This window comes from Streptomyces sp. NPDC085937, from assembly GCF_044540535.1.
GTDB lineage: Bacteria > Actinomycetota > Actinomycetes > Streptomycetales > Streptomycetaceae > Streptomyces.
The window spans coordinates 87,754-112,306 of the sequence record NZ_JBITSH010000001.1; the positions used below are offsets into that span (position 1 = coordinate 87,754).

At 71.5% G+C, this 24,553-nt stretch carries 17 protein-coding genes and 3 pseudogenes; 12 read left to right on the top strand and 8 right to left on the bottom strand.

The window, feature by feature from the left end; genetic code table 11:
- Positions 1–23 precede the first annotated feature (23 nt).
- Positions 24–382 (bottom strand): annotated as a pseudogene (locus tag ACIF8S_RS00370) (transposase); the annotation flags it as partial.
- Here ACIF8S_RS00370 and ACIF8S_RS00375 point away from each other — a divergent pair.
- A pseudogene (locus ACIF8S_RS00375) lies at positions 382–879 on the top strand (IS3 family transposase); the annotation flags it as partial. The pseudogenes ACIF8S_RS00370 and ACIF8S_RS00375 sit on opposite strands and share 1 nt — an antisense overlap.
- Before the next feature lie 263 nt (positions 880–1,142).
- On the opposite strand, the pseudogene ACIF8S_RS00380 reads toward ACIF8S_RS00375, so the two are convergent.
- Positions 1,143–1,550 (bottom strand): annotated as a pseudogene (locus tag ACIF8S_RS00380) (DEAD/DEAH box helicase); the annotation flags it as partial.
- A 142-nt stretch (positions 1,551–1,692) separates the two neighbouring features.
- Between ACIF8S_RS00380 and ACIF8S_RS00385 the strand changes: the two are divergent.
- The 6 genes from ACIF8S_RS00385 (at position 1,693) to ACIF8S_RS00410 (ending at position 10,498) form a co-directional block, all read left to right on the top strand.
- A complete protein-coding gene (locus ACIF8S_RS00385; RefSeq protein WP_399996456.1) occupies positions 1,693–3,411 on the top strand; it encodes a DUF4192 family protein in 1,719 nt (572 codons plus the stop codon).
- Between the two features lie 223 nt (positions 3,412–3,634).
- Positions 3,635–4,393 (top strand): NUDIX domain-containing protein, encoded by a 759-nt coding sequence (locus ACIF8S_RS00390; RefSeq protein ID WP_399996457.1) that lies wholly within the window; start codon positions 3,635–3,637, stop codon positions 4,391–4,393.
- 119 nt (positions 4,394–4,512) lie between these two features.
- Positions 4,513–6,492: an ATP-binding cassette domain-containing protein gene (locus tag ACIF8S_RS00395; protein ID WP_399996458.1), complete on the top strand. Its 1,980-nt coding sequence runs from the start codon at positions 4,513–4,515 to the stop codon at positions 6,490–6,492.
- 163 nt (positions 6,493–6,655) lie between these two features.
- On the top strand, positions 6,656–7,543 hold the full coding sequence (locus tag ACIF8S_RS00400; protein WP_399996459.1) for a FadR/GntR family transcriptional regulator: 888 nt from the start codon (positions 6,656–6,658) through the stop codon (positions 7,541–7,543).
- 428 nt (positions 7,544–7,971) lie between these two features.
- Positions 7,972–9,498, top strand: a complete 1,527-nt coding sequence (locus tag ACIF8S_RS00405; RefSeq protein WP_399996460.1) for an RNA polymerase sigma factor — start codon at positions 7,972–7,974, stop codon at positions 9,496–9,498.
- Positions 9,499–9,655: 157 nt separating this feature from the next.
- A complete protein-coding gene (locus ACIF8S_RS00410) occupies positions 9,656–10,498 on the top strand; it encodes a S1 family peptidase (protein ID WP_399996461.1) in 843 nt (280 codons plus the stop codon).
- 377 nt (positions 10,499–10,875) lie between these two features.
- On the opposite strand, the gene ACIF8S_RS00415 is transcribed toward ACIF8S_RS00410, so the two are convergent.
- Positions 10,876–11,103: a hypothetical protein gene (locus tag ACIF8S_RS00415; protein ID WP_024885632.1), complete on the bottom strand. Its 228-nt coding sequence runs from the start codon at positions 11,101–11,103 to the stop codon at positions 10,876–10,878.
- 439 nt (positions 11,104–11,542) lie between these two features.
- Here ACIF8S_RS00415 and ACIF8S_RS00420 point away from each other — a divergent pair, with 439 nt between their 5' ends.
- The 3 genes from ACIF8S_RS00420 to ACIF8S_RS00430 all read left to right on the top strand — a co-directional run bounded on the left by ACIF8S_RS00420 (position 11,543) and on the right by ACIF8S_RS00430 (position 15,889).
- Entirely contained in the window at positions 11,543–13,666 is a 2,124-nt protein-coding gene (locus ACIF8S_RS00420; protein ID WP_399996462.1) for a type IIA DNA topoisomerase subunit B, read from the top strand.
- 166 nt (positions 13,667–13,832) lie between these two features.
- A complete protein-coding gene (locus tag ACIF8S_RS00425) occupies positions 13,833–14,300 on the top strand; it encodes a DUF485 domain-containing protein (protein ID WP_399996463.1) in 468 nt (155 codons plus the stop codon).
- Complete coding sequence (locus ACIF8S_RS00430) at positions 14,297–15,889, top strand: cation acetate symporter (RefSeq protein WP_399996464.1); 1,593 nt, start codon at positions 14,297–14,299, stop codon at positions 15,887–15,889. The genes ACIF8S_RS00425 and ACIF8S_RS00430 overlap by 4 nt, the downstream gene beginning before the upstream one ends.
- Before the next feature lie 87 nt (positions 15,890–15,976).
- On the opposite strand, the gene ACIF8S_RS00435 is transcribed toward ACIF8S_RS00430, so the two are convergent.
- The 3 genes from ACIF8S_RS00435 to ACIF8S_RS00445 form a co-directional block, all read right to left on the bottom strand.
- Positions 15,977–16,657, bottom strand: a complete 681-nt coding sequence (locus ACIF8S_RS00435; protein ID WP_399996465.1) for a response regulator — start codon at positions 16,655–16,657, stop codon at positions 15,977–15,979.
- On the bottom strand, positions 16,654–18,327 hold the full coding sequence (locus ACIF8S_RS00440; protein WP_399996467.1) for an ATP-binding protein: 1,674 nt from the start codon (positions 18,325–18,327) through the stop codon (positions 16,654–16,656). The genes ACIF8S_RS00435 and ACIF8S_RS00440 overlap by 4 nt, the downstream gene beginning before the upstream one ends.
- Positions 18,328–18,409: 82 nt before the next feature.
- Positions 18,410–19,351: a sucrase ferredoxin gene (locus ACIF8S_RS00445; protein WP_399996468.1), complete on the bottom strand. Its 942-nt coding sequence runs from the start codon at positions 19,349–19,351 to the stop codon at positions 18,410–18,412.
- A gap of 200 nt (positions 19,352–19,551) precedes the next feature.
- Here ACIF8S_RS00445 and ACIF8S_RS00450 point away from each other — a divergent pair, with 200 nt between their 5' ends.
- A complete protein-coding gene (locus ACIF8S_RS00450) occupies positions 19,552–19,791 on the top strand; it encodes a hypothetical protein (protein ID WP_399996469.1) in 240 nt (79 codons plus the stop codon).
- A gap of 25 nt (positions 19,792–19,816) precedes the next feature.
- Here the strand turns inward: ACIF8S_RS00450 and ACIF8S_RS00455 are convergent, their stop codons facing one another.
- On the bottom strand, positions 19,817–20,491 hold the full coding sequence (locus ACIF8S_RS00455; protein WP_399996470.1) for a DUF6082 family protein: 675 nt from the start codon (positions 20,489–20,491) through the stop codon (positions 19,817–19,819).
- A 170-nt stretch (positions 20,492–20,661) separates the two neighbouring features.
- On the opposite strand from ACIF8S_RS00455, the gene ACIF8S_RS00460 reads away from it, so the two are divergent.
- Positions 20,662–21,714 (top strand): CobW family GTP-binding protein, encoded by a 1,053-nt coding sequence (locus tag ACIF8S_RS00460; protein WP_399996472.1) that lies wholly within the window; start codon positions 20,662–20,664, stop codon positions 21,712–21,714.
- Here the strand turns inward: ACIF8S_RS00460 and ACIF8S_RS00465 are convergent.
- Complete coding sequence (locus ACIF8S_RS00465) at positions 21,711–24,164, bottom strand: DNA topoisomerase (ATP-hydrolyzing) subunit A (RefSeq protein ID WP_399996473.1); 2,454 nt, start codon at positions 24,162–24,164, stop codon at positions 21,711–21,713. The two genes, ACIF8S_RS00460 and ACIF8S_RS00465, sit on opposite strands and share 4 nt — an antisense overlap.
- Between the last annotated feature and the right edge of the window lie 389 nt (positions 24,165–24,553).

The following is a 24,553-nucleotide window of genomic DNA, read 5'->3' on the forward strand; positions in this document are numbered from 1 at the left end:
TCGAAGGGACGGGAAGCTGCTGGTCAGCCTGGGTTCGGCAGGGCCGCGAGCCGTTGCAGGGCTTGGGTGATCAGGTCGGTCCAGGGCCAGTGGGCCGCGAGGCGGAGGATGCGGCGCCGACCGGTGGTGACGAGTTGTGCGGCGGTGGAGAACAGTCGGAGCCTCAGCCGGCGGGGTTCCCACCGACGGACGTCACCGGTGAGAGCGAGCATCGGCATCCACGCGAGGAGATCGAGAGCGATTTGGACGATCTCCTGCCAGATCTGATTCTGTGCGGCGTCGTGGAGGGGCAGGTTGCGCCGGTGGCCCGAGCGGCCCGGATGCGGTCCTCGGCTCGTGCGCGCTGGCGGTGCCGCAGCTCCAGTGCGGCGATTGGGGTGCCACGTGAAGTGCGTCGGGGACATTACCTACCTGCCGGTGGGCGACGGCGAGTACCTGTATCTGGCGACGGTGATCGACTGCTTCTCGCGCCGTCGGGTGGGCTGGTCGGTCGCCGGCCACATGCGCACCTCGCTCGTCACCGACGCACTCCGGGCCGCCGAAGCGACCCGCGGCAGCCTGGCCGGCGCGGTGATCCACAACGATCACGGGGCGCAGTACACCTCTCGGGAAGTCGCCAATGTATGTGGGGAGTCGGGGGTACGGCAGTCCATGGGCGCGGTCGGCACGAGCGCGGACAACGCACTCGCCGAGTCGTTCAACGCTGCCCTCAAACGCGAGACGCTCCGTGGCGCCCGCCGCTTCGACGGGGCCCGCGCCTGCCGCCTGGCGGTCTTCCGCTGGACCACCCGCTACAACACCCGCCGACGGCACTCGGCGAACGGACATCAGGCACCGAACGTCTACGAGCAGCAGTCAGCTACCCTGACACTCGCCGCACAACAACACGAACGGGTGTCCACTCTTCGGGGGCAAGGCCCGTACGGACGGACACCCCGTGGCAGGAGATCCCCTCACTGTTCGGCCGGCGAGCCACTCTCCAGACTGCTGGACCCGTTGGCGCGAGTCCGGCCTCCAGGAGCATGCGATGGACGTGCTGGCGACTACGCAGGGCACACGACTCCCTGATCCCGGTGCACCGAAGTTCCGGATCCGGTGTCTGATCCAACCGCTGACCATCCTGGAGTCCGAAGGTCACCCCGATGACGTAGCCGCTCGGGGCTCACCAGCAGGACATCGACGTCCCCCGCCTCGATCTCCGCCTGGATGGTGTCCAACTCCTCGCTGTTGGAGGAGTTGATGGTGCGGGCGCGGACCCCGGCCCTGGCCGCCGCGTCGACCTGGTTGCGCATCAGCGCCGGCAGCGGGGAGACGATCACGGTGGGTCCGCTGCCCTGGGCCCGCAGGAGCGCGGTCGCCACGAAGTACACCGCTGACTTGCCCCAGCCCGTGCGCTGGACGACCAGGGCCCGTCGCTTGTCCGCGACCAGCGCCTCGATCGCCCGCCACTGGTCGTCGCGCAGCCGGGCGGTGCCCGTGTCGTCCCCGACGAGACGGGCGAGCACCGCGTCGGCGGCCGTCCGGAGATCCGTGTTGCTCGTGTGCTCCATGGGTCCCATACAACAGGACGGCGCCGGCATAGGGCGTGGGCTGTGGACGAAGGCCGGCCGGCACACCAGTGGGTGACATGAACCTGATGCGATTTATCCACAGGTTCAAGCGGAATGTCGCAATCCGCGAGATTGTCTCGGCATGACGAACCACAGCGGGACGACCGGTCCCTCCGAGAACAGTGACATCCCGCGCCAGGGCGGACGCGAGGAAGCGGAGCCACGACGGGAGGCTGCCGTGGCCCGCACCGAACCCCCGGCGACCCCGGACCCGGCGGACCGCCCTCCGCTCCCCGCGGACCTGTCCTGCACCGCGTACGAGAGTCACGGTGACCAGCAGCAGGTGACCCTGCGCACCCCGGCCGAGCTCGCCGACGCGGTGCCCTACCTGCTCGGGTACCGACCCGAGGACAGCATCGTGCTCGTCTCCCTGCACGACACCGGAGGTCGGGGCAGGTTCGGGGGCCGCGCCCGGCTCGGCATCCCCGCCGACGCCGGCGACTGGCCCTCCGCCGCCCGGCAGCTCGCCCAAGGCCTGGTGACCGGCTGCGAGCGCCGGGGCGCCCGGCCCGAGCAGATGGTCGTGTTCCTCTGCCAGGAACCGGGACAGGGCGAGTCCGGCCGGCAGGTCAAGGAGCGGCTCGGACCGCTGGCCCACTCCCTGCGGCTGGAGTGCGGCGCCCTGGACGTCCCGGTGGTGGAGGCCCTCTGTGTCTCCGACGGCCGCTTCTGGTCCTACTGCTGCGACGACGAGGCCTGCTGCCCGGCCGACGGGACACCGATGGGCCTGCCCGGCACCTCGGTACTGGCCGCCGCGGCCACCTATGCGGGACTGCAGGTCCGCGGCACGCTGCGCGAACTGCACGCCCGGCTCCTGCCCTGGGAGACCTCCGCCGCCGTCGACCAGCAGCGCGCGCTGGACGCCGCCGGGTCGAAGCTGATCCCCAGGATCGTCGACGAGCAGGACCGGCGCGCGGTCGCCGAGGAGACGCTGGAGCTGGCCGAGCGCCTCCTGTGCCGCCTCGCCGACGCACCTCCCGTTCCGGGCATGCTCCCGGCGGACCTCCGCGACGACGAACTGATCACGCACGACGAGGCGGCGACGCTCATCCTGGGCCTCCAGGACCGCACCACCCGCGACCGCGCCGCCGCATGGATGGAGGGCGACGAGGCTGCCCCGGCCCTCCGCCTCTGGCGCTCCCTGGCGCGCCGCTGCATCGGGCCGTACGGGGAGCACGCCGCGGCACCCCTGACTCTGGCCGGCTGGGTCGCCTGGTCCTCCGGCGACGAACTGGAGGCCCGGGAGGCACTCGCCATGGCCCTCGGCGCCGACCCCGACTACCTCTTCGCCCGTCTGCTGCACCAGGCGTGCAACGAGGGACTGGACCCGGAGTCCATCCGCCGCTGCCTCCGCGAGGGACGACGCGAGGGGCGGAAGGAGGGTGGGGCGGAGCCGGCTGGGGAGCGGACATCGGGTGAGGCGGATCAAGGCACGGAATCCGAGGCCGGGGACACCAGGGACCCCCACACCCATCCGGCTGAGGGCAGCGCCCTGCCCGGTCGACAGACGGAGCCGCTCTCCCGCAGGCGCCGTATGCGTGCGGCCGGCCGCGGGGCACGGTCGGCTCGTCGCGAGCCCACTGTCGCCGGGCGACTGCCGCGCCCTCGGATGGCGGCGGGCGGTGCGCGGCCCGAGGGCGGCGCCGCGAAGGGCACCGTGCGCCCCGGCGGCACGGACCGGCGGGGGATCCAGACCGGCGGGACCCGCCCCGGTGCGCCCGGACCCGGAACCACGAGCCGACGCGGACACCGCCACGACGGAGCCGAAGCTCCCTCGCCGCGTGGGGACGCGGAGGAGTGAAAGGAGGACGCCTCAGCCATCAGCGGTGCACACAGTGGCCCGCCGAGCGTGGCTCGGAGCGGGCGCGCCCGGGCCCAAGCGGAAGCGGGAGGCCGAGGCCGACCCGCCGCGAACGCGCCATGGGGAAGGAGAGCCGTAAGGAAAGCCGTGAGGAAGAAGATCAGCCGCCGATGCGGCCGACGAAGGGAGTGTTTATCGTCAGGCAGACGACTATGATCGCCGCATGCCCTACGACCCGTCAGCCTTTCCGCCTTTCGCCGTCACCGTGGACCTGGTCGTGCTCACCGTGCGTCGTCACGCTCTGTGCGCGCTGGCGGTGCGGAGGGGCGAGCCCCCTTTCCAGGGACGGTGGGCACTCCCCGGCGGCTTCGTACGGGCCGACGAGGACCTGGCGCAGGCGGCGGCCCGGGAACTGGCGGAGGAGACGGGGCTGCGGGTGCACGACCCGGCCGCCCCCACGCAGGACCACGGCGCCCACCTGGAGCAGCTCGCCACCTACGGCGATCCCAAGCGTGACCCCCGGATGCGGGTCGTCAGCGTCGCCCATCTCGCCCTCGCCCCCGACCTGCCGGCGCCCCGGGCGGGCGGTGACGCCAGCAACGCCCGTTGGGCGCCGGTGGAGGAGCTGCTGCAGCAGGGTGGTTACGGCAGGGACGGCGAGCCGGTGGCGCCGCTCGCCTTCGACCACGCCCAAATCCTGTGGGACGGAGTGGAGCGCGCCCGCTCCAAGATCGAGTACTCGTCGCTGGCGACGGCCTTCTGCCCGTCCGAGTTCACGGTCGGCGAGCTCCGCCGGGTCTACGAGGCGGTGTGGGGTGTGGCGCTCGACCCGCGCAACTTCCACCGCAAGGTGACGGGTACGCCGGGCTTCCTCGTCCCCACCGGCGGCACCACCACCCGCCAGGGCGGCCGCCCCGCCCAGCTCTTCCGGGCCGGCGGCGCCACCCTGCTCAACCCGCCCATGCTGCGCCCCGAGGTCTGAGGCGGGAAGCGCGGGCCGGAGCGCAGGCCTCCGGACGTCCTTCCCTCCCGGCGACGGACAGCGGGCAACGGGCCCTGCGGTGCCCGAAAAACCCGATTTGGCGCGCTATCTTGCATCGGGTGATCCAGGCCATCGGACTGACCAGCAGCCCTCGCAAAGAGCTCCCGCCCGCCGTCGACGACGTCTCCTTCGAGGCGCATGCGGGCCGCGTCACCGCATTGCTCGGAGCGCCGGGCGCCGGCAAGACGACGGTGCTCAAGCTCATGCTCGAACTCCAACGCGGGCGTGGGGTCACCTACTTCAGAGGCCGTCCCCTGCACCGCATCCCCCACCCCGCCCACGAGGTCGGCGTACTGCTGGGTGATGTGCCGGGCCACCCCGCCCGTTCGGTGCGCGGTCATCTCCGCATGCTGTGCGCGGCCTCGGGTGTCCCGGCCCGGCGGGCCGACGAAGTCCTCGAAGCGGTGGGCCTCGTGAGCCTGCGCGACGAACGGCTCGGAACGCTGTCGCGCGGGATGGACCGCCGGCTCGGTCTGGCCTGCGCCCTCCTCACCGACCCGCACACGCTCGTGCTCGACGACCCCGCCCGGGGGCTGTCCGTGGGGGAGAGCCGCTGGCTGCACGACATGATGCGGGAGCACGCGGCGCAGGGTGGCACGGTCCTGTGCAGCACGGCCGATCCGAAAGAGGCGGCGCGGATCGCCGACCACGTGGTCACGTTGGAGGGCGGGAGGGTCGTCGCCGACCAGGAAGCCGCCGAGTTCGCCCGCACCCGGCTGCGCCCCCGTGTCGCCGTCCGCAGTCCGCACGCCGTCCGTCTGTCCGCGCTGCTCACGCAGGAGGCCCGCTCCGCCCGGCGCTCCGTGGAGGTCGTACGGGAGGGCGGCAACCGCCTCTGCGTCTACGGCAGTACCTGCGCCGAGGTGGGGGAGACGGCCTTCCGCCACGGCATCGTCGTCCACCAACTGGCTGACGAGATCGGTGACATGGGCCCGGGTGTTGGTGCTGGGGTCTCGGCAGGGGCCGTCACGGATGGACAGCCCGCGCAGGCGCCCGGAGACCCGCAGAAGGACGAACGGCCACCACTCACCCCCACTGCCGAACCCCTGGCCCCCGACCAGTCGGCCGCCCCACCCGAAGCCGCCCCACCCGAAGCCGCCCCACCCGAAGTCGCCCCACACGAAGTCCCCCCACCCGAAGCCGAAACCCACAAGACGGCGGCCCCCCGACGCACCACCGCCCCCTCCACCACCCGCACCACCGCCCCCTCCACCCCCCGCTCGACCCGCCCCCACGTCGCCCTCCCTCCCCCCGTCCTCGTCCGTCCCGCGCCTCGCCCGCTGCGGCCCGTCCGGTACGAGATCCGCCGTGCCACGGGTGTGGCCACGGGGTACGTCGTCGGGGCATGCGTGCTCCTCGTGTCCGCCCTCACCGCCGTGGTGCTGGCCCGCATCGGCCACACCCCGCAACCGCGTTTGCTGGCCGCGTGGCCCGCCGAGTTGCCGCTGCCGCCCGCCGCGCTCGGGGCGGGCCTGCTCGGAGCGCTGGCCTTCGGGGACGAGTTCCGTCATCCCGCGCTGGCGGCGGACCGTGGCACGGTGCCCCGCAGGCTGGGACTGCTTACGGCCAAGCTCCTCGTCGCATCCGCCGCCGCGCTCGTGCTGGCCGTGCTGACCATCGGATGCGACGCCGAACTGCTGTACCTCGTCCACGGGAGCGAAATGGTCACGGTGCCCACCGACTGGCTTCCGCTGACCGCCGGCTGGCTCGCCCTGATGACGGGCTGCGCCTGGGCCGGTGTGCTGGCCGCGGGGGTTTTCCGGTCCACCACCGCCGGACTGGCCGCGGTCGTCGCCGTGCCCCTTCTCGTCGTACCCCTCGTGCACAAGCTCCTGGAGGGGCCGTCGGCGCGTACCCCGGAGCCGCTTTCGCAGCGGTTGCGCGACGGTCTGCCGCTGCGGTGGCCTTTCGGAGGCGAGCAGCACCTGGAGGCGGTGCTGCGTCTGGTCGCCCAACCCGTGGGCGGCGCAATGGCGTTGTCGGTGGTGGCGCTCCTGGGTGCGTATGTGTTCACCGGCCTGCGGAGCAGAGTCCGATGATGACCGAATTTGCTTCTCTCGGCCTTTCTTTGCTCGTAACTCCCTGGGGAGAGCTCATTTCTTTCCGATAAGGCGTCAATTGCGACGGGGTGAGCGATCACCCTTTCGTGTGCTTTTCACCAAAGACCTCAAGGGAGTTGGAGCCGACGCCGACAAAGGAAGCGTGAGTACCCTTGCGCACACCATGATGACCGCCGCCCGCTCCGCCGACTCCGGCCTCGCGACCCCGGGCGAACTCGACCGCTACCCCTACGCGGAGGCGCCCGGCGTCGACCGTGTCGGGAGCCCCGTGTGGGACGGAGCGGAGCCGGACCTGGGTCGCGTCGGCCGGCGGACCGCGGGCAGCCGCGGACGCGGACTGCACGGACAACTCGTCCAGCAGCTGGGACAGATGATCGTCTCGGGTGATCTGGGCGCCGACCGTCCGCTGGTCCCGGAGGAGATCGGTCAGCGTTTCGAGGTCTCCCGCACCGTCGTCCGCGAGTCGCTCCGTGTGCTGGAGGCCAAGGGCCTGGTCAGCGCCCGGCCGAACGTGGGCACGCGGGTGCGCCCGGTCAGTGACTGGAATCTCCTCGACCCGGACATCATCGAGTGGCGGGCCTACGGGCCGCAGCGGGACGACCAGCGCCGGGAGCTGAGCGAGCTGCGCTGGACGATCGAGCCGCTCGCCGCCCGGCTGGCCGCGGGTCACGGCCGGGATGACGTCCAGCAGCGCCTCGCCGACATGGTGGAGATCATGGGGCACGCCCTCGGCCAGGGCGACGCGCTGACCTTCGCCCGGGCCGACTCCGAGTTCCACTCGCTGCTCATCCAGGTCGCGGGCAACCGCATGCTGGAGCACTTGTCCGGCATCGTGTCCGCCGCGCTGCAGGTCTCGGGCGGCCCCGTCACGGGCTGTGAGCGGCCGAACGAGACCTCGCTCGCCCACCACGGCCGGATCGTCGACGCCCTGGCCGCCGGAGACGGCGCGGCAGCCGAGACGGCCATGCGGCAGCTCCTCACGGTCCACCCCGAGGTGGAGCGCGTGGTGCCCGCACCGCGCGAGCACTGACCGGGTTCCCCTGACGGCGCGGTCCGGCCTGCCACCCCCCTCCTGTGGCAACGTCGCATCCGTGAGCCGTCCCTCGTCGGACCCTGCGGGATCATCGGCGATCCCGTGGGGTCCGACGGCCTGAAAAGGCGGATCGGCGCCTGGGCGGGCGACCTCCTCGCCCCCGGTGCACGATTTTGTCCTCGTCTGTCAGGTTCTGACTGATTACGTGGTGTGACTCGGGCCACGCGGATTGGGCGTAACGCTCCCGGGGAGAACGCGATGACCTAAGAGGTGACAGCCGCGGAGGGAATACGGACGCCGTTCACGGCGCTGTGCATCTTCCCGGCCCCCGCCCGCGCCGTCGGCCCATCCCCAAGCCGGCGGTCGGCCCCTGTCCACTGTGGACGGGGCCGGAAGCCGTTTTCCAACGTTCCGAGAGGTTGTTCGTGTCGGCCAGCACATCCCGTACGCTCCCGCCGGAGATCGCCGAGTCCGTCTCTGTCATGGCGCTCATCGAGCGGGGAAAGGCTGAGGGGCAGATCGCCGGCGATGACGTGCGTCGGGCCTTCGAAGCTGACCAGATTCCGGCCACTCAGTGGAAGAACGTACTGCGCAGCCTCAACCAGATCCTCGAGGAAGAGGGTGTGACGCTGATGGTCAGTGCCGCAGAGCCCAAGCGCACCCGCAAGAGCGTCGCAGCGAAGAGTCCCGCCAAGCGCACCGCCACCAAGACCGTCGCGGCCAAGACGGCGACCCCGCGGAAGACCACCGCCGCCGCACCGGCGGCTCCCGCCGCCGACCCCGCCGCCGAGGAAGAGACGCCCGCCAAGAAGGCGGCCGCCAAGAAGACCACCGCCAAGAAGGCGACGGCCAAGAAGACCACGGCGAAGAAGACCGCCGCCAAGAAGACCGCGGGCAAGAAGGACGACGCCGAGCTGGTCGACGAGGAGGCCATCGAGGAGACCAAGGCGGCGGACGAGCCCGAGGGCACCGAGAACGCCGGTTTCGTGCTCTCCGACGAGGACGAGGACGACGCTCCGGCCCAGCAGGTCGCCGCAGCCGGTGCCACCGCCGACCCGGTCAAGGACTACCTCAAGCAGATCGGCAAGGTCCCCCTCCTCAACGCCGAGCAGGAGGTGGAGCTGGCCAAGCGCATCGAGGCAGGCCTCTTCGCCGAGGACAAGCTGGCGAACTCCGACAAGCTGGCGCCGAAGCTCAAGCGCGAGCTGGAGATCATCGCGGAGGACGGCCGCCGGGCCAAGAACCACCTGCTGGAGGCCAACCTCCGACTGGTCGTCTCGCTGGCCAAGCGCTACACCGGCCGCGGCATGCTGTTCCTGGACCTCATCCAGGAGGGCAACCTCGGTCTGATCCGCGCGGTGGAGAAGTTCGACTACACCAAGGGCTACAAGTTCTCCACGTACGCCACCTGGTGGATCCGTCAGGCGATCACCCGCGCCATGGCCGACCAGGCCCGCACCATCCGTATCCCGGTGCACATGGTCGAGGTCATCAACAAGCTCGCGCGCGTGCAGCGCCAGATGCTCCAGGACCTGGGCCGCGAGCCCACCCCGGAGGAGCTGGCCAAGGAACTCGACATGACCCCCGAGAAGGTCATCGAGGTCCAGAAGTACGGCCGCGAGCCCATCTCCCTGCACACCCCGCTGGGCGAGGACGGCGACAGCGAGTTCGGTGACCTCATCGAGGACTCCGAGGCCGTCGTCCCGGCCGACGCCGTCAGCTTCACGCTGCTGCAGGAGCAGCTGCACTCCGTGCTCGACACCCTGTCGGAGCGCGAGGCGGGCGTCGTCTCGATGCGGTTCGGTCTCACCGACGGTCAGCCGAAGACCCTCGACGAGATCGGCAAGGTGTACGGCGTCACGCGTGAGCGCATCCGCCAGATCGAGTCCAAGACCATGTCGAAGCTGCGCCACCCGTCGCGTTCGCAGGTGCTGCGCGACTACCTCGACTAAGCGGTCGATCTCGCACGACGACCCGTCGTGCACCGCCGTCCGTGAAGGCCCGGCCCCCGTCCAGGGGGCCGGGCCTTCACGCTGTCGCGCGGGTGCGTGCGCCGACCGCTTCCCTCACTGTGGGTGGCTGAGGATCACCCCAGTGTGAGGAGCGCGCATGCGACGTCGACTTGCCAGGGCCCTGGCCCTGCCGCTGACCCTCGTGGCCGCGGGGGCCGTCATACCACTGGCCACGGCCGCTCCGGTGGCCGCCGACAGCATCGTCGTCGGCGGCTTCCCCGTCGATGTGTCACAGAGCCCGTACACCGTGGCTCTCTCCAGCCGTGACCGGTTCGGAGGTACGCGGGCGGGACAGTTCTGCGGGGGTGTGGCGGTCGGGCGGACCACCGTGCTCACCGCCGCCCACTGCATGGACAAGGAGGTGCTCGGCACCGCCCCGGAGCGGCTGCGCGACCTCAGGGTGATCGCGGGACGCACCGAGCTCCTCTCGGACCGGGGCCAGGAGATCGCCGTACGCGCGATCTGGGTGAACCCGAAGTACGACGGCGACACCAACTCCGGGGACTTCGCCGTACTGAGTCTGGCCGAACCGCTGCCGGCGACCGCGGTCATAGGCATGGCCGGGGCGGGTGATCCGGCGTACCGCGCGGGTACGGCCGCCACGGTCTACGGCTGGGGGGACACCACGGGCTCCGGCAGCTATGCGGGCAGCCTGCACGGCGCCCGGGTACGGGTGCAGCCCGACGCGCTGTGCGAGCAGGCGTACCCGGGCGGTTCCCACGGCACCTACCGCGCCGAGACGATGCTGTGCGCGGGTGAGGTGGCCGGGGGGCGGGACGCCTGCCAGGGCGACAGCGGCGGGCCGCTGGTCGCGGAGGGGCGGCTGATAGGGCTGGTGTCCTGGGGAGCGGGATGCGGCTGGGCGGGCAGCCCGGGGGTCTACACGCGCATCTCCGACGTCCTCCGCACCCTGGGCTGGTCTGCGGCCTCCCGCACCTGAGAGGGCGGCAGCGGGCGCCCCTGAGGGCTCTGGCCGGCCCTCACGGGGCCCGCCGGCCAGTCCGAGGGGGGCAGGCGCTTTTCCGGCGCGGGGAGCTCCGTAGTGGGCACCCGAGTCGCGCCCACGTGCGCCGGTCACGCACCGTGAGGCACGGGCACGCGGCGCCACGCCGGTGTGCCCCGACGGCGGGAGGCTTGTCGAAGCGCCCCAAGGCGCCTCCGCGCCGCTGCAGCACGCCGACCGCCGTTCGCACCGCCCCGTACAGGGCCTGGACGCCTAGGAGAACGCAAGACGGGCGGCGTCCTCCACCGGGGAGGACGCCGCCCGCTCGCCGGCCTGTGCCGGTTCGGCTGCTCGTCGTATGTGGACGCGAAGTCTCAGCGCTCCTCTTCGGGAGCTGCCTTCGGAGCGGTCAGCCGCTCCGACTCGTCCTGTATCTCAGCGGCGATCTTCTTGAGTTCCGGCTCGAACTTGCGACCGTGGTGGGCGCAGAAGAGCAGTTCTCCGCCGCTCAGCAGGACGACGCGCAGGTAAGCCTGGGCGCCGCAGCGGTCGCAGCGATCGGCGGCCGTCAGGGGGCTCGCGGGGGTCAGAACAGTAGTCACGTCGCCTCTTCTCTAGCTCGACGAGCTGTCGTACCAGGGTCAACATCCAACCAGCCCCAAAACGTTCCCGCTCGAGGCTTTTCCTCGAAAAAAGTTTCCGAGGCGGCCGGCTGCTGCCGGTTGGCGGCGAATGTGCCGTAGTGCGTGTCTCTGTGTCGTACGGATTCGCGTCGTATCGGTGGTCGGCCCTCCCGGCTGGGTTGCCGGTTGTTCATGAGGACGTGCCCGGAGCCTAAATGGTTCATGCCTCGAAGGGAACGTGATGTGTGCTTCACTCCTCCGAGGGATCGAACACCCATACGACTCTCGACTAGGGTGGGCCGGAGACGAGGGTGGCGTTACAACGGCTCTACCAGGCCTCGGTACCCTCTCACCGGTGAACCAAGCCGCGCCCTTACCCACCAGGGCCCCATCTGAAATTCAGCGAGGAGCGAACCGCGTGACCGCCGAGACGTCCGTGCCGTCCACAGCGCTGCTGGCAGGAGCAGACCGGGACGGTTCCAACTACACCGCGCGGCACCTGCTCGTCCTCGAGGGGCTCGAGGCCGTGCGGAAGCGCCCCGGTATGTACATCGGGTCCACCGACAGCCGTGGCCTGATGCACTGCCTCTGGGAGATCATCGACAACTCCGTCGACGAGGCTCTCGGCGGCTACTGCGACCACATCGAGGTCGTGCTCCATGACGACGGCTCGGTCGAGGTCCGGGACAACGGCCGGGGCATCCCGGTCGACGTCGAGCCCAAGACCGGCCTCTCGGGTGTCGAGGTCGTCATGACCAAGCTGCACGCCGGCGGCAAGTTCGGCGGCGGCTCCTACGCGGCCTCCGGCGGTCTGCACGGCGTCGGCGCGTCCGTGGTGAACGCGCTCTCCGCGCGGCTCGACGTGGAGGTGGACCGCGGGGGGCACACCCACGCGATCAGCTTCCGGCGCGGTGTTCCCGGCGCCTTCACCGGCCAGGGCCCGGACGCCAAGTTCGAGGCCAAGAGCGGGCTGCGCAAGGCCAAGAAGATCCCCAAGACCCGCAGCGGCACCCGGGTGCGCTACTGGGCCGACCGCCAGATCTTCCTCAAGGACGCCAAGCTCGCCCTGGACACCCTGCACCAGCGCGCCCGGCAGACCGCGTTCCTGGTGCCCGGCCTGACCATCGTGGTCCGGGACGAGTACGGGCTCGGCGAGGGCGGCAGCAAGGGTGAGGAATCCTTCCGCTTCGACGGAGGGATCAGCGAGTTCTGCGAGTTCCTGGCCTCCGACCGGCCGGTCTGCGACACGCTCCGCTTCACCGGACAGGGTGCCTTCAAGGAGACGGTCCCGGTCCTGGACGAGCACGGCCAGATGACGCCCACCGAGGTCACCCGCGAGCTCGGCGTCGACGTCGCGCTGCGCTGGGGGACCGGCTACGAGACGACCCTTCGCTCGTTCGTCAACATCATCGCCACCCCCAAGGGCGGCACCCACGTCGCGGGCTTCGAGCAGGCCGTCGCCAAGACGATGAACGAGGTGCTGCGGGCCAAGAAGATGCTGCGCGTGGCCGAGGACGACATCGTCAAGGACGACGCCCTCGAGGGCCTCACCGCGGTGGTCACCGTCCGCCTGGCCGAACCGCAGTTCGAAGGCCAGACCAAGGAGGTGCTCGGCACCTCGGCGGCCCGCCGCATCGTGAACAACGTGATCTCCAAGGAGCTCAAGGCGTTCCTGACCTCGACCAAGCGGGACGGCGCCCAGCAGGCCCGTACGGTCATGGAGAAGGTCGTCGCCGCGGCCCGCACCCGCATCGCGGCCCGCCAGCACAAGGACGCACAGCGCCGCAAGACGGCCCTGGAGTCCTCCACGCTGCCCGCCAAGCTCGCCGACTGCCGCAGCGACGACGTCGACCGCAGCGAGCTGTTCATCGTCGAGGGTGACTCCGCGCTCGGCACGGCCAAGCTCGCCCGGAACTCCGAGTTCCAGGCGCTGCTGCCGATCCGCGGCAAGATCCTCAACGTGCAGAAGTCGTCCGTCACGGACATGCTGAAGAACGCCGAGTGCGGGGCGATCATCCAGGTCATAGGAGCCGGGTCCGGCCGGACCTTCGACATCGACGCGGCGCGCTACGGCAAGATCATCATGATGACCGACGCCGATGTGGACGGCTCCCACATCCGCACCCTGCTCCTGACCCTCTTCCACCGCTACATGCGGCCCATGGTCGAGGCCGGGCGGGTCTTCGCCGCCGTGCCGCCGCTGCACCGGATCGAGATCGTCCAGCCGAAGAAGGGGCAGGACAAGTACGTCTACACCTACTCGGACCGGGAGCTGCGCGACAAGCTCATGGAGTTCCAGAGCAAGGGCGTCCGCTACAAGGACTCGATCCAGCGCTACAAGGGTCTGGGCGAGATGGACGCCGACCAGCTCGCCGAGACCACCATGGACCCGCGTCACCGCACCCTGCGCCGGATCAACCTCACCGATCTGGAGGCCGCCGAGCAGGTCTTCGACCTCCTCATGGGCAACGACGTGGCCCCGCGCAAGGAGTTCATCTCCAGCTCCGCGGCCACGCTCGACCGCTCCCGCATCGACGCCTAGGACGGACGCCTGGCGAAGAGTGTCAGGACGACGGCGCCGCCCCGCTCCGGGGCGGCGCCGTCGTCCTGGCCGCTTCCGGAGGTGCCTGCACGCTCCAGTCACCTGATGGAGTGAACCGGAACGGGAAGAAGAGTCAGGGAAGTTCCCGTTCTGTCCATCCTTGGGCATGCAGCGAAGCAATGCGGGGGACGTGACCTACGACGATCCCTGGTACGACGCCCTGGCCTCGGGCTGGGGCGAGTCGGCCGAGGCGACGGGAGCGGCGGAAGCACCACCGAGGCGGCCCGCGCCGGACGCCGTGCCGGCGGCCGACATCTACCTCGAGGTGCAGCGCAGCGCGGCCTTCCAGGAAGTACGCAGCCGCTACCGGCGCTTCGTGGTCCCCGGGGCCCTCGCCTTCCTCGTCTGGTACGTCGCGTACGTCGTGACCGCCACCACCGCGCCCGGGCTGATGGCACGCCCCGTCGCCGGCGCGGTGAACGTGGGCATGCTCGCCGGGCTCGGCCAGTTCCTCACCACCTTCCTGCTCACCTGGGCCTACGTGCGCCACGCCCGGCTGCGGCGCGACCGTGCCGCGCTGGAACTGCGCTGGGACACCCAGGAGTTGGCGCGCGGCAGAGGCGGTGCGGCGTGACCACCGACCACCAGACCACCGCACTGCTGCTGTTCAGCGCGTTCGTCGCCGTCACCCTCGGCATCACCACCTGGGTCAGCCGCCACCGGCAGGGCTCCGCCGAGGAGTTCTACGCGGGCGGCCGCCTCTTCTCGCCCCTGGAAAATGGTTTTGCCATCGCGGGCGACTACATGTCCGCCGCTTCCTTCCTCGGCATCTCCGGACTCATCGCCCTCGTCGGCTACGACGGGATGCTCTACTCCGTCGGCTTCCTCGTGGCCTGGCTCGTCGTCCTGTTCCTGGTCGCCGAACTGGTCCGCAACTGCGGACGGTTCACCCTCGCCGACGTGGTCGCCGCCCGCATGCGGGAGCGGCCGGTGCGCATCGCCGCAGGCACCTCCTCCGTCACCGTCTCGGTGCTGTACCTGGTGGCGCAGATGGTCGGCGCGGGCAGCCTGGTCGCGCTGCTGCTCGGCGGCACCGGAGAGGCCGTACAGGCCTGGACCGTCGTCGGCGTCGGCGCGCTCATGGTGATCTACGTGTCGCTCGGCGGCATGCGCGCCACCACCTGGATCCAGATCGTCAAGGCGGTCCTGCTGCTCGGCGGCACCATCACCCTGACCGTCCTCGTCCTGCTGCGCTTCCACGGCGACATCAACCGCATGCTGCACACCGCCGCGGAACGCAGCGGCCACGGCGACGCGTTCCTCGCCCCCGGCCTCGCCTACGGCGGCGACTGGACCGCCCGTTTCGACTTCATCAGCCTCGGACTCGCGCTGGTCCTGGGGACGGCGGGCCTGCCGCACATCCTGTCCCGCTTCTACACCGTCCCCACCGCGCGGGCCGCCCGGCGCTCGGTGGTCTGGGCGATCGGCCTCATCGGGGGCTTCTACCTGATGACGATCGTGCTCGGCTTCGGTGCCGCCGCCCTCATCGGCCCGGACGCCGTACGCGCCTCGCACGCCTCGGGGAACACGGCGGTCCCGTTGCTCGCGCTCGACCTCGGCGGCGGCGCCGGCACCACGGGCGGCACGGTGCTCTTCGCGGTCGTCGCCGCGGTCGCCTTCGCCACGATCCTCGCCGTGGTCGCCGGGATCACCCTCGCCTCCTCGGCCTCCGTGGCCCACGACCTGTACGCCTCCCTGCGCCGCCCGGGCGGCAGGCCGCGCAGCGAGGTGGCCGTCGCGCGCGTCGCCGCCGTCGGCATCGGCGTGGTCGCCATCGCCCTCGGCCTCCTCGCCCGCGACCTCAACGTCGCGTTCCTGGTGGGCCTCGCCTTCGCCGCGGCCGCCTCCGCGAACCTGCCCGTGCTGCTCTACTCGCTGTTCTGGCGCGGGTTCACCACCCGCGGCGCCGTGTGGTCCGTCTACGGCGGCCTGATCCCGGCGGTCGTGCTGGTGCTGCTGTCCCCGGTGGTGTCCGGCGGCCCCGACTCCCTCTTCCCCGAAGCCGACTTCCAGCTCTTCCCGCTGCAGAACCCGGGTCTGGTCTCCATCCCGCTGGGCTTCCTCGCGGGCTGGCTCGGCACGGTCACCTCCCCCGAGGTGCCCGACGAGGCCCGGCACGCGGAAACCGAGGTGCGCTCGCTCACGGGCGCGGGCGCGGCGTGACGAAAAACTGCACTCGGAGACGTACGGCGCCCGCGTCCGTATGAGGGAAGGGCACGGTTCCCTTCCCCCGCCCCCACGAGCCGTGCCTCAGGCGCGGGTCGCCCACACGTAACGGTGTTCCGGGCGGCCCGCGTCGCCGTAGCGCAGGGTCAGCGTGGCCCGTCCCGTGCGCTCCAGGAGCTTGAGATAGCGCTGGGCGGTCTGCCGGCTCACTCCCGTGCGTTCGGCGATCTCCTGGGCCGACAGCGGGCTCTCGGCGGCCATCAGCGCCCGCCGTACGAGCTCCGCCGTGGTGGGGGAGTGGCCCTTGGGGAGCTGCGGCTCGGTGGACTCCGACAGGGCGCCGAAGATGCGGTCCACCTCGGCCTGTTCCGCCTCGCCGCCGCCGTCCAGGGTGCGGCGCAGCCGCGCGTACGCCTCCAGCTTGCCGCGCAGCCCGGCGAAGGCGAACGGCTTGACCAGGTACTGCAGCGCGCCGTGCCGCATCGCCGCCTGCACCGTCGAGACGTCCCGGGCCGCCGTCACCATGATCACGTCCGCCTGGTGGCCGCGCCGGCGCATTTCCCGGACCACCTCCAGGCCCGTCTCGTCGGGCAGGTAGTGGTCCATCAGGACGAGGTCCACCCGGGGAAGCGTCTCCACCCGGTCGAGCGCCTCGGCCGCGCTGTGCGCCGGGGGCACGGCCCGGAAACCGGGCACCTTGTCGACGTACGCCGCGTTGACCCGCGCCACCCGCACGTCGTCGTCCACGACGAGCACCTCGATCACCGCGCCCCCTCCGGTCCGGTGGACCGGACGCGGGCTCCGGCGAGGGCAGGCCGCGCGTCCGGCTCCGCCAGGGCCTCGGGCAGCACGACGGTGAACTCGGCGCCTCCGCCCGGCGCCTCGCCCACGCGCGCACTGCCTCCGTGGCGGTGGGCGAGCCGGCGCACCAGCGGCAGCCCGATGCCCCGCTCGCGGTGGCCGGGCGGCACCTTGGTGGACCAGCCCTCGGTGAAGATCAGCTCACGCCGCTCGGGTGGGACCCCGGGACCCGTGTCCCGCACCACCAGCACCGCCGTACGGCCCTCGGCACGCAACTCGACCTCCACGCGCGCGTCCGGGGTGCCCGCGACGGCGTCCAGCGCGTTGTCCACCAGGTTCCCCACGACGGTCACCAGACCACGCGGGTCGACCAGGCGGTCCGGCAGGCCGGTCCGGTCCGACATCCGCAGGGCCGCGCCGCGCTCGGCCGCCACCGTCGCCTTGCCCACCAGCAGCGCCGCCAGCAGCGGGTCCCGGATCTTCTCGGTGACCTGTTCCGACGTCGCCCGGTGCTCACCCACCACCTCGCCGACGAACTCCACCGCGTCCTCGTACATCTCCAGCTCCAGCAGCCCCAGCAGGGTGTGCATGCGGTTCGCGTGCTCGTGGTCCTGGGCGCGCAGCGCGTCGATCAGCCCGCGCGTGGAGTCGAGCTCCCGGCTCAGCTGGTCCAGCTCGGTCCGGTCGCGCAGGGTCGCCACCGCGCCGCCGTCGTCGGTCGGCATGCGGTTCGCGACCAGCACGCGCTGCCCGCGGACGGTGAGCAGATCGGTGCCGCTCACCCGCCCGGCCAGCACGTCCGCGGTACGGCCTCGGCCCAGTGCCTCGTCGGGCGAATTGCCGACCGCCTCCTCGCCGATGCCGAGCAGCCGCTGCGCCTCGTCGTTGAGCAGGCGGACGCGCCCGGTGCGGTCCAGCGCCACGACACCCTCCCGGATGCCGTGCAGCATCGCCTCGCGCTCCGCGAGCAGCGCGGCGATGTCGGAGAAGGCCAGGTCACGTGTCTGCCGCTGGACCCGCCGGGAGATCAGCCAGGCCGCGAGCGCACCCACCGCCAGGGCACCGCCCGCGTACGCGAACAGGCCGGGGATCGCGTGGATCAACCGCGCCCGGACACTGTCGTAGGCGATGCCGACCGAGACCGCGCCGACGACCTCGCCGGCCGCGTCCCTCAGCGGGACCTTGCCGCGTGCGGAGCGTCCGAGGGTGCCCTCGTCGATCTCCATGACCTCGCGGCCGGCCAGCGCCTCGCTCGGGTCGGTCGACACCGGGGCACCGATCCGCTCCGGGTCGGTGTGCGACCAGCGCACGCCCCGCCGGTCGAGGATCACGACGTACTCCGCGCCGGTGGCCCGCCGGACCCGCTCCGCCTCCAGCTGCACCGGCCCGTCGGGCGTCGGTTCCGTGGCGCGCAGATCCTCCACGATCCCGGGCTGCTGGGCGGCGGTCTGCGCGATCGCGAGGGCGCGGCGCATCGCCTGGTCGTCCAGCTGCTCGCCGAGCGGTGCGAGGAACAGGCCGGTCGCCAGCACCGCGACTCCCGCGGCGATCGCCACCTGCATCAGCAGGACCTGGGAGAACACCCGCCGCGGCAGGCCGAGGCGCAGGCGGCGAGCGGGGGATGTGGGGGTCATGCCCCGACGGTACGTGGGGGAGGCGGGAGTGCCGTAGGGGGTGTGACGTGCTTCTCCCGCGGTACTTGCCCGCCCGGCGCGGTCAGCTCGCCAGGGCCGCCGTGGTCAGCTCGCGGACGGCCACGACGTCCATCCGCGCGGGTGAACCCAGCACCGAGCCGCAGCTCTCCGGCCGGGGTGGAAGGGACGCCCCCTGGTCGACCTCCACCCGCCAGCGCCGCCCGTCCGCATGGGCGACGGTCACCTCCCAGCGGGGCGCCGCGCCCTCGGTGCGTACGACGCTCAGCACCTGCGCGGCGTCTTCGCCGATGGCACGCCGTACGGCCAGCTCGGCCGCCTGACCGGGCCGCTCCCACGCGGAAGCGCCCCGGCATCCCTCGGTGACGATCCGGCCCTTCCGCGCGCCGTGCAGCACCTCCTTGACGGCATGCGCCTCCGCCCTGCCGTACGCGTAGCCGTACGGCAGCACGAGCACGGTGGGGGAGAAGCGGTGACCGCCCAGGTGGGTGACCTCCCAGACGCCCTCGACACCGGACGACGCCAGCTCGGCCGCAAGGGGCCTGCCGAGCAGGGCGCAGCAGCGGTCACGCTTGCCGTTGGTGCAGACGAGGGCGAGGGGATCGCCCCGGTGGGGGACCCCGCCGAGCACCGAGCCGAAGCCGGCGGCGTCGCCTCGGCCGAGGGCCGGGAAGTCGAGGTCGAGCAGGCGGGCGGGGTCGGCGGTGGTGGCCTCGTGGAACCAGACGTTGCCCGGCACGGTGTGGGCCACGTACACGTGGCGTGAGGCCGGCATGCGGCTGTCCGCGTGACGTCCGGGGCGCCGGATGAGGGCGATGCGTACGCCCGTGTTCTTCGCGGCGGCCTCCAGGGCGCGGCCCAGCGCGGGGTCCAGGTGGCTCGACGTGAGCGCCTTGGCACCCCACGGGCCGGGCTGCTCCAGCAGCAGCCAGGTCGTCGCGGTGGCCGCGGTTCCCGCGACGGGCTCGTCGAGCTCGCGGGAGACGGTTGAGCACGTGCTACTCACACAGGTGAGCCTAACCTGACTTCCCCTCCGGCGCCTTGTCGGCCCAGGCCAAGGCACTGATGTGCCGTGTCGCGCCCAGAGTGCGCAGGAGACTACTCCTGCGCGCTGTTTCCCGTGGGGAGGGGAGTCCTGCCAGAATGCCCTCGCGCTTAGCGCGGCATCGAGCGCTGGTGCTCGTGCCAAGAGAACAGAGGAAGCCAGTGAGTCAGATCGTTCGCCGTCTCGGCGTCGCTCCGCGTCTTCGAGGCAGTGCTACCGGGGCAACCTGCCCCGACCTCTTCGAGCTGGCCGACGGCAATTTCGCCGTCATCGGTACGGATGCCACTGATTCGCTTGAATCGCAACTGCCCGCTGACGCTGCCCGCGCCGACCACGAGCGCATCGTGGTGATCACCAGGGAGACGTTGATCAAGGCGAGGGCTGACATACCGGAGGCTTAGCCAAGGCGAGTGGGCGTTGATCGCTTCAGTCCAAGTCGGTCATCGCTCGCTCGAAGATGCGGAACACTTGTCCCTCGGACGTGTCTGCGGGGAGGCTGTTCTTGATGGCTCGGGCAGCCTCCCAATACTGGCGGAACGCGGGACTCCGCAGCAGGCTGCTGGCGTACGCGAGTATCTGCTCCTCAGACATGTGTCCCCAACTGTGCATAAGCACGTAGTGGCTGAACGCCAGGTTGGCGAATAGATGCTGGCGTACCGTTCCCGCTGGTGCGCGGGGCAGGTCGTTCCAGACCTCGGCCAACGACGGGTCAGCCATTGCCATCTCCGTAAGCTGCACGTGCAACCCTCGGAGGTCAGCCTCCGCGCTTCTGCGTAGCTCCTCTCGGGAAGCCACGAGTTCTTGCCGCTGCAACGCCAGTTCCTCACGCTGTGACCGGAGCTCGCGTTGCTGGAAGAACAGGGCCACGACCAGCAGGAGAAGGGCGAGACCGGAGAAAACCGCGTTCACGCCCCCGAAATAGTCGCCGAGGGCGCTTCGCTCGACGGCTGTGCGCGAATCCCCATTCGCGCTTTCCACGCCGCTGACCATCCACCCACTGATCGTCACCGATGCCACCCCCACTGCGAGTATGCAGAGCGCTGCGGCCCCGGCCCATGCGCTGAGCGCGATCGCCGAGCGGCGTAAGTTGTGGTGTGCCACCGGTCCCCCCTCGTCGTAGGGGGGACGTTTCCCACGCGCCTACGTGCAAAACGGACGGCGCGCAACGAGCGGAGGCGTCGGGGCGCAGGCTCGTATCCTGGAGCGTCAGTCGTTCGTCCGTGCGCACGCCGTCAGCGAGCCGGTGTGCGCACAGGTGTGAGAGGGGTCGTGTGTCGGAGCGGAGCAGCGGGCGGCAGATTCCGGTGGTCGTCCTGGCCGGATTCCTCGGCTCGGGGAAGACCACCTTGCTCAACCACCTTCTCCACCGCAGCGGCGGCAGCCGCATCGGCGCGATCGTGAACGACTTCGGGGCCGTCGAGATCGACGCGATGGCCGTCGCCGGGGCGCTCGGCGACTCCACCGTGTCCCTCGGCAACGGCTGCCTGTGCTGTGCCGTCGACGCGAGTGAACTGGACGAGTACCTCGAGCGGCTCGCCCGGCCCTCCGCCGGGATCGACGTCATCGTCATCGAGGCCAGCGGTCTCGCCGAACCGCAGGAACTGGTCCGCATGGTCCTCGCCAGCGAACTGCCGGACATCGTCTACGGCGGACTCGTCGAGGTCGTCGACGCCGCCGAGTTCGACGAGACCCGGTCCGCGCACCCCGGCATCGACCGGCACCTGGCGCTCGCCGATCTCGTGGTCGTGAACAAGACCGACCGGGTGGACGACCCGGGACCCGTGCTGAAGACGGTCGGAGACCTCGTCGACCGCGCCGCCGTGGTGACCGCCACGCACGGCCGCGTCGACCCCGAGTTCCTCTTCGACTGCCGGCCGGGCGAGGAGCGCGTCGGGCAGCTGTCCTTCGACGACCTCCACCGCGACGACCGCGAGCACGGCCGTCACACCCACCTGCACGCCGGGTACGACAGCCTGTCGTTCGAGTCCGGGCAGCCCCTCGACCCGCGGCGGCTCATCGCGTTCCTCGACAGCAGACCGCAGGGGCTGTACCGCATCAAGGGATACGTCGACTTCGGGCCGTACGACGTGCGCAACCGGTACGCCGTGCACGCCGTCGGCCGTTTCCTGCGCTTCTACCCGGAGCCGTGGCCGGCCGGGGCCGGGCGTGCGACGCAGCTCGTGCTGATCGGCACCGGCCTCGACACCGGCGCCCTGCGCGGCGCGCTGGACGGGTGTGTGAGCGACGGCGCCCCACACGCCGACGAGGCCGGCATGTGGGGCGTCCTGCGCTACGTCCAGGAGGCGGAGGACCCGGGGGCCTAGACCGGACCGGCCACCACGGACACCGTCTTGGGCAGGGACACGCCCGAGCCGTCCCGGCGCGGGTCGGGCTCCGGGAGGTCCACCGCGGTGCCGTTCTTCTGCGCGGCGCGCGCCGGTGCCGGGCCCGCCCAGGCCAGGGACAGGCAGTCCTCACCCTTCAGGAACCGCTGGCAGCGCACACCGCCGGTGGCCCGGCCCTTGCGCGGGTACTGGTCGAACGGCGTCAGCTTGGCCGTCGTCTGGACCGAGTCGTCCAGCGTGCCCCGCGATCCCGCGACCGTGAACACCACCGCGTCCACCGCCGGATCGACCGCCGTGAAGCTGATGACCTTCGCGCCGTCGGCGAGCTTGATGCCCGTCATACCGCCCGCGGGCCGCCCCTGCGGGCGGACCTGCGCCGCCTGGTAGCGCAGCAGCTGGGCGTCGTCGGTGATGAAGACCAGGTCCTCCTCGCCGGTGCGCAGCTCGACCGCGCCGACGATCCGGTCGCCGTCCTTGAGGGTGATGACCTCGAGCTCCTCCTTGTTGGAGGGATAGTCGGGCACCACCCGCTTGACCACGCCCTGCTGGGTGCCGATCGCCAGTCCGGGCGAGGACTCGTCGAGCGTGGTCAGGCACACCACCAGCTCGTCGTCCTCCAGGGACACGAACTCCGCCAGCGGCGCGCCGCCCGACAGGCTGGGTGTCGGCATCGACTCCGGGAGCGTCGGCAGGTCGACCACGTTCACCCGGAGCAGCCGGCCGGACGAGGTGATCACGCCGATCTCGCCGCGCGCCGTGGCCGGCACCGCCGAGACGATCACGTCGTGCTTGACCCGCTTGGCGGCGGAGGCGCCGCCGAGCGGCCGGTCGTCGGCGGTGCGCGCCAGCAGCCCCGTGGACGACAGCAGCACACGGCACGGGTCGTCCGCCACCTGCAGCGGCACCGCGGCCGGGACGCCGGCCGACTCCAGCAGCAGCGTGCGCCGGTCGTTGCCGAACCTCTTCGCCACGGAGGCCAGTTCGGCGGAGACCAGCTTGCGCAGTTCCGCGTCCGAGTCGAGGATGCGGGTCAGCTCCTCGATCTCCGCGGTCAGCCGGTCCTTCTCGCCCTCCAGCTCGATGCGGTCGTACTTGGTGAGGCGGCGCAGCGGCGTGTCCAGGATGTACTGGGTCTGGACGTCGCTCAGGGAGAAGCGCTCGATCAGCCGCTGCTTGGCCTGCGCGGAGTTCTCGCTGGAGCGGATGAGGCGGATGACCTCGTCGATGTCGACCAGGGCCGTGAGCAGACCCTCGACCAGGTGCAGCCGGTCGCGCTTCTTGCCGCGGCGGAACTCCGAACGCCGGCGCACCACGGTGAAGCGGTGGTCGAGGTAGACCTCCAGCAGCTCCTTGAGGCCGAGGGTGAGCGGCTGGCCGTCGACCAGCGCCACGTTGTTGATGCCGAAGGACTCCTCCATCGGCGTCAGCTTGTACAGCTGCTCCAGCACGGCCTCCGGCACGAAGCCGTTCTTGATCTCGATGACCAGGCGCAGTCCGTGCGCGCGGTCGGTCAGGTCCTTGACGTCGGCGATGCCCTGGAGCTTCTTCGACCCGACCAGGTCCTTGATCTTGGCGATCACCTTCTCCGGGCCGACCGTGAACGGCAGCTCGGTGACGACCAGGCCCTTGCGGCGGGCCGTCACGTCCTCCACGGTCACCGTGGCGCGGATCTTGAACGTGCCGCGGCCGCTCTCGTAGGCGTCCCGGATGCCGGAGAGGCCGACGATCCGGCCGCCGGTGGGCAGGTCGGGGCCGGGGACGTGCTTCATCAGCGCGTCGAGGTCGGCGTTCGGGTACCGGATCAGGTGCCGCGCGGCGGCGACGACCTCGCGCAGGTTGTGCGGCGGCATGTTGGTGGCCATACCGACGGCGATGCCCGACGCGCCGTTGACCAGGAGGTTCGGGAACGCGGCGGGCAGCGCCACCGGTTCCTGCTCCTGGCCGTCGTAGTTCGGCGCGAAGTCGACCGTGTCCTCGTCGATGGACTCGGTCATGAGGCTCGTGGCCTCGGTCATCCGGCACTCGGTGTACCGCATGGCGGCCGGCGGGTCGTCGTTGCCCAGGGAGCCGAAGTTGCCGTGGCCGTCGACCAGGGGCACGCGCATCGAGAACGACTGGGCCATGCGGACCAGGGCGTCGTAGATCGACGCGTCGCCGTGCGGATGCAGCTTGCCCATGACCTCGCCGACGACGCGGGCGCACTTCACGTACCCGCGCTCGGGGCGCAGACCCATCTCGTTCATCTGGTAGACGATGCGGCGGTGCACCGGCTTGAGACCGTCACGCGCGTCGGGCAGGGCGCGGGAGTAGATGACCGAGTACGCGTACTCGAGGAAGGAGCCCTGCATCTCGTCGACGACGTCGATGTCGAGGATCTTCTCCTCGAACGGGTCGTCGGGCGGCGGGGTCTTCGTGCTGCGGCGGGCCATCGCTGCCGGCTCCTTGCTGAGCGTGGACGGGATCTGACGCGGACCATTGTGGACCTTCGCACTGACAGGGCGGGACCAGGACCCGGGTCCGGCAGCCCTGTTCGACGCGGTGCGGCGGCGCGAGCAGGGTACGCCGCGCGGTCCGCCCACGTCCCGCGGGGGCGTTGCCGCGGGCGACGGCCGGCCCGCCGCCCAGGACCACGACCACCCTGCCGGGCACGCGCCTTGGGCAGCGGCACGGGACGTGTGCCGGCCCACCTCGTGCCCCCGGCGAGCCGGTGCCGGCGCCCCGCGCGGCCCCTGCCGCGCCCCCGAACGCCCCGCAAGGGGCTGCCGTCGGCACCCTCGCCCGTTCCCTGCCGCGCCCCCAGCGCCCCGCGAAGAGCTGC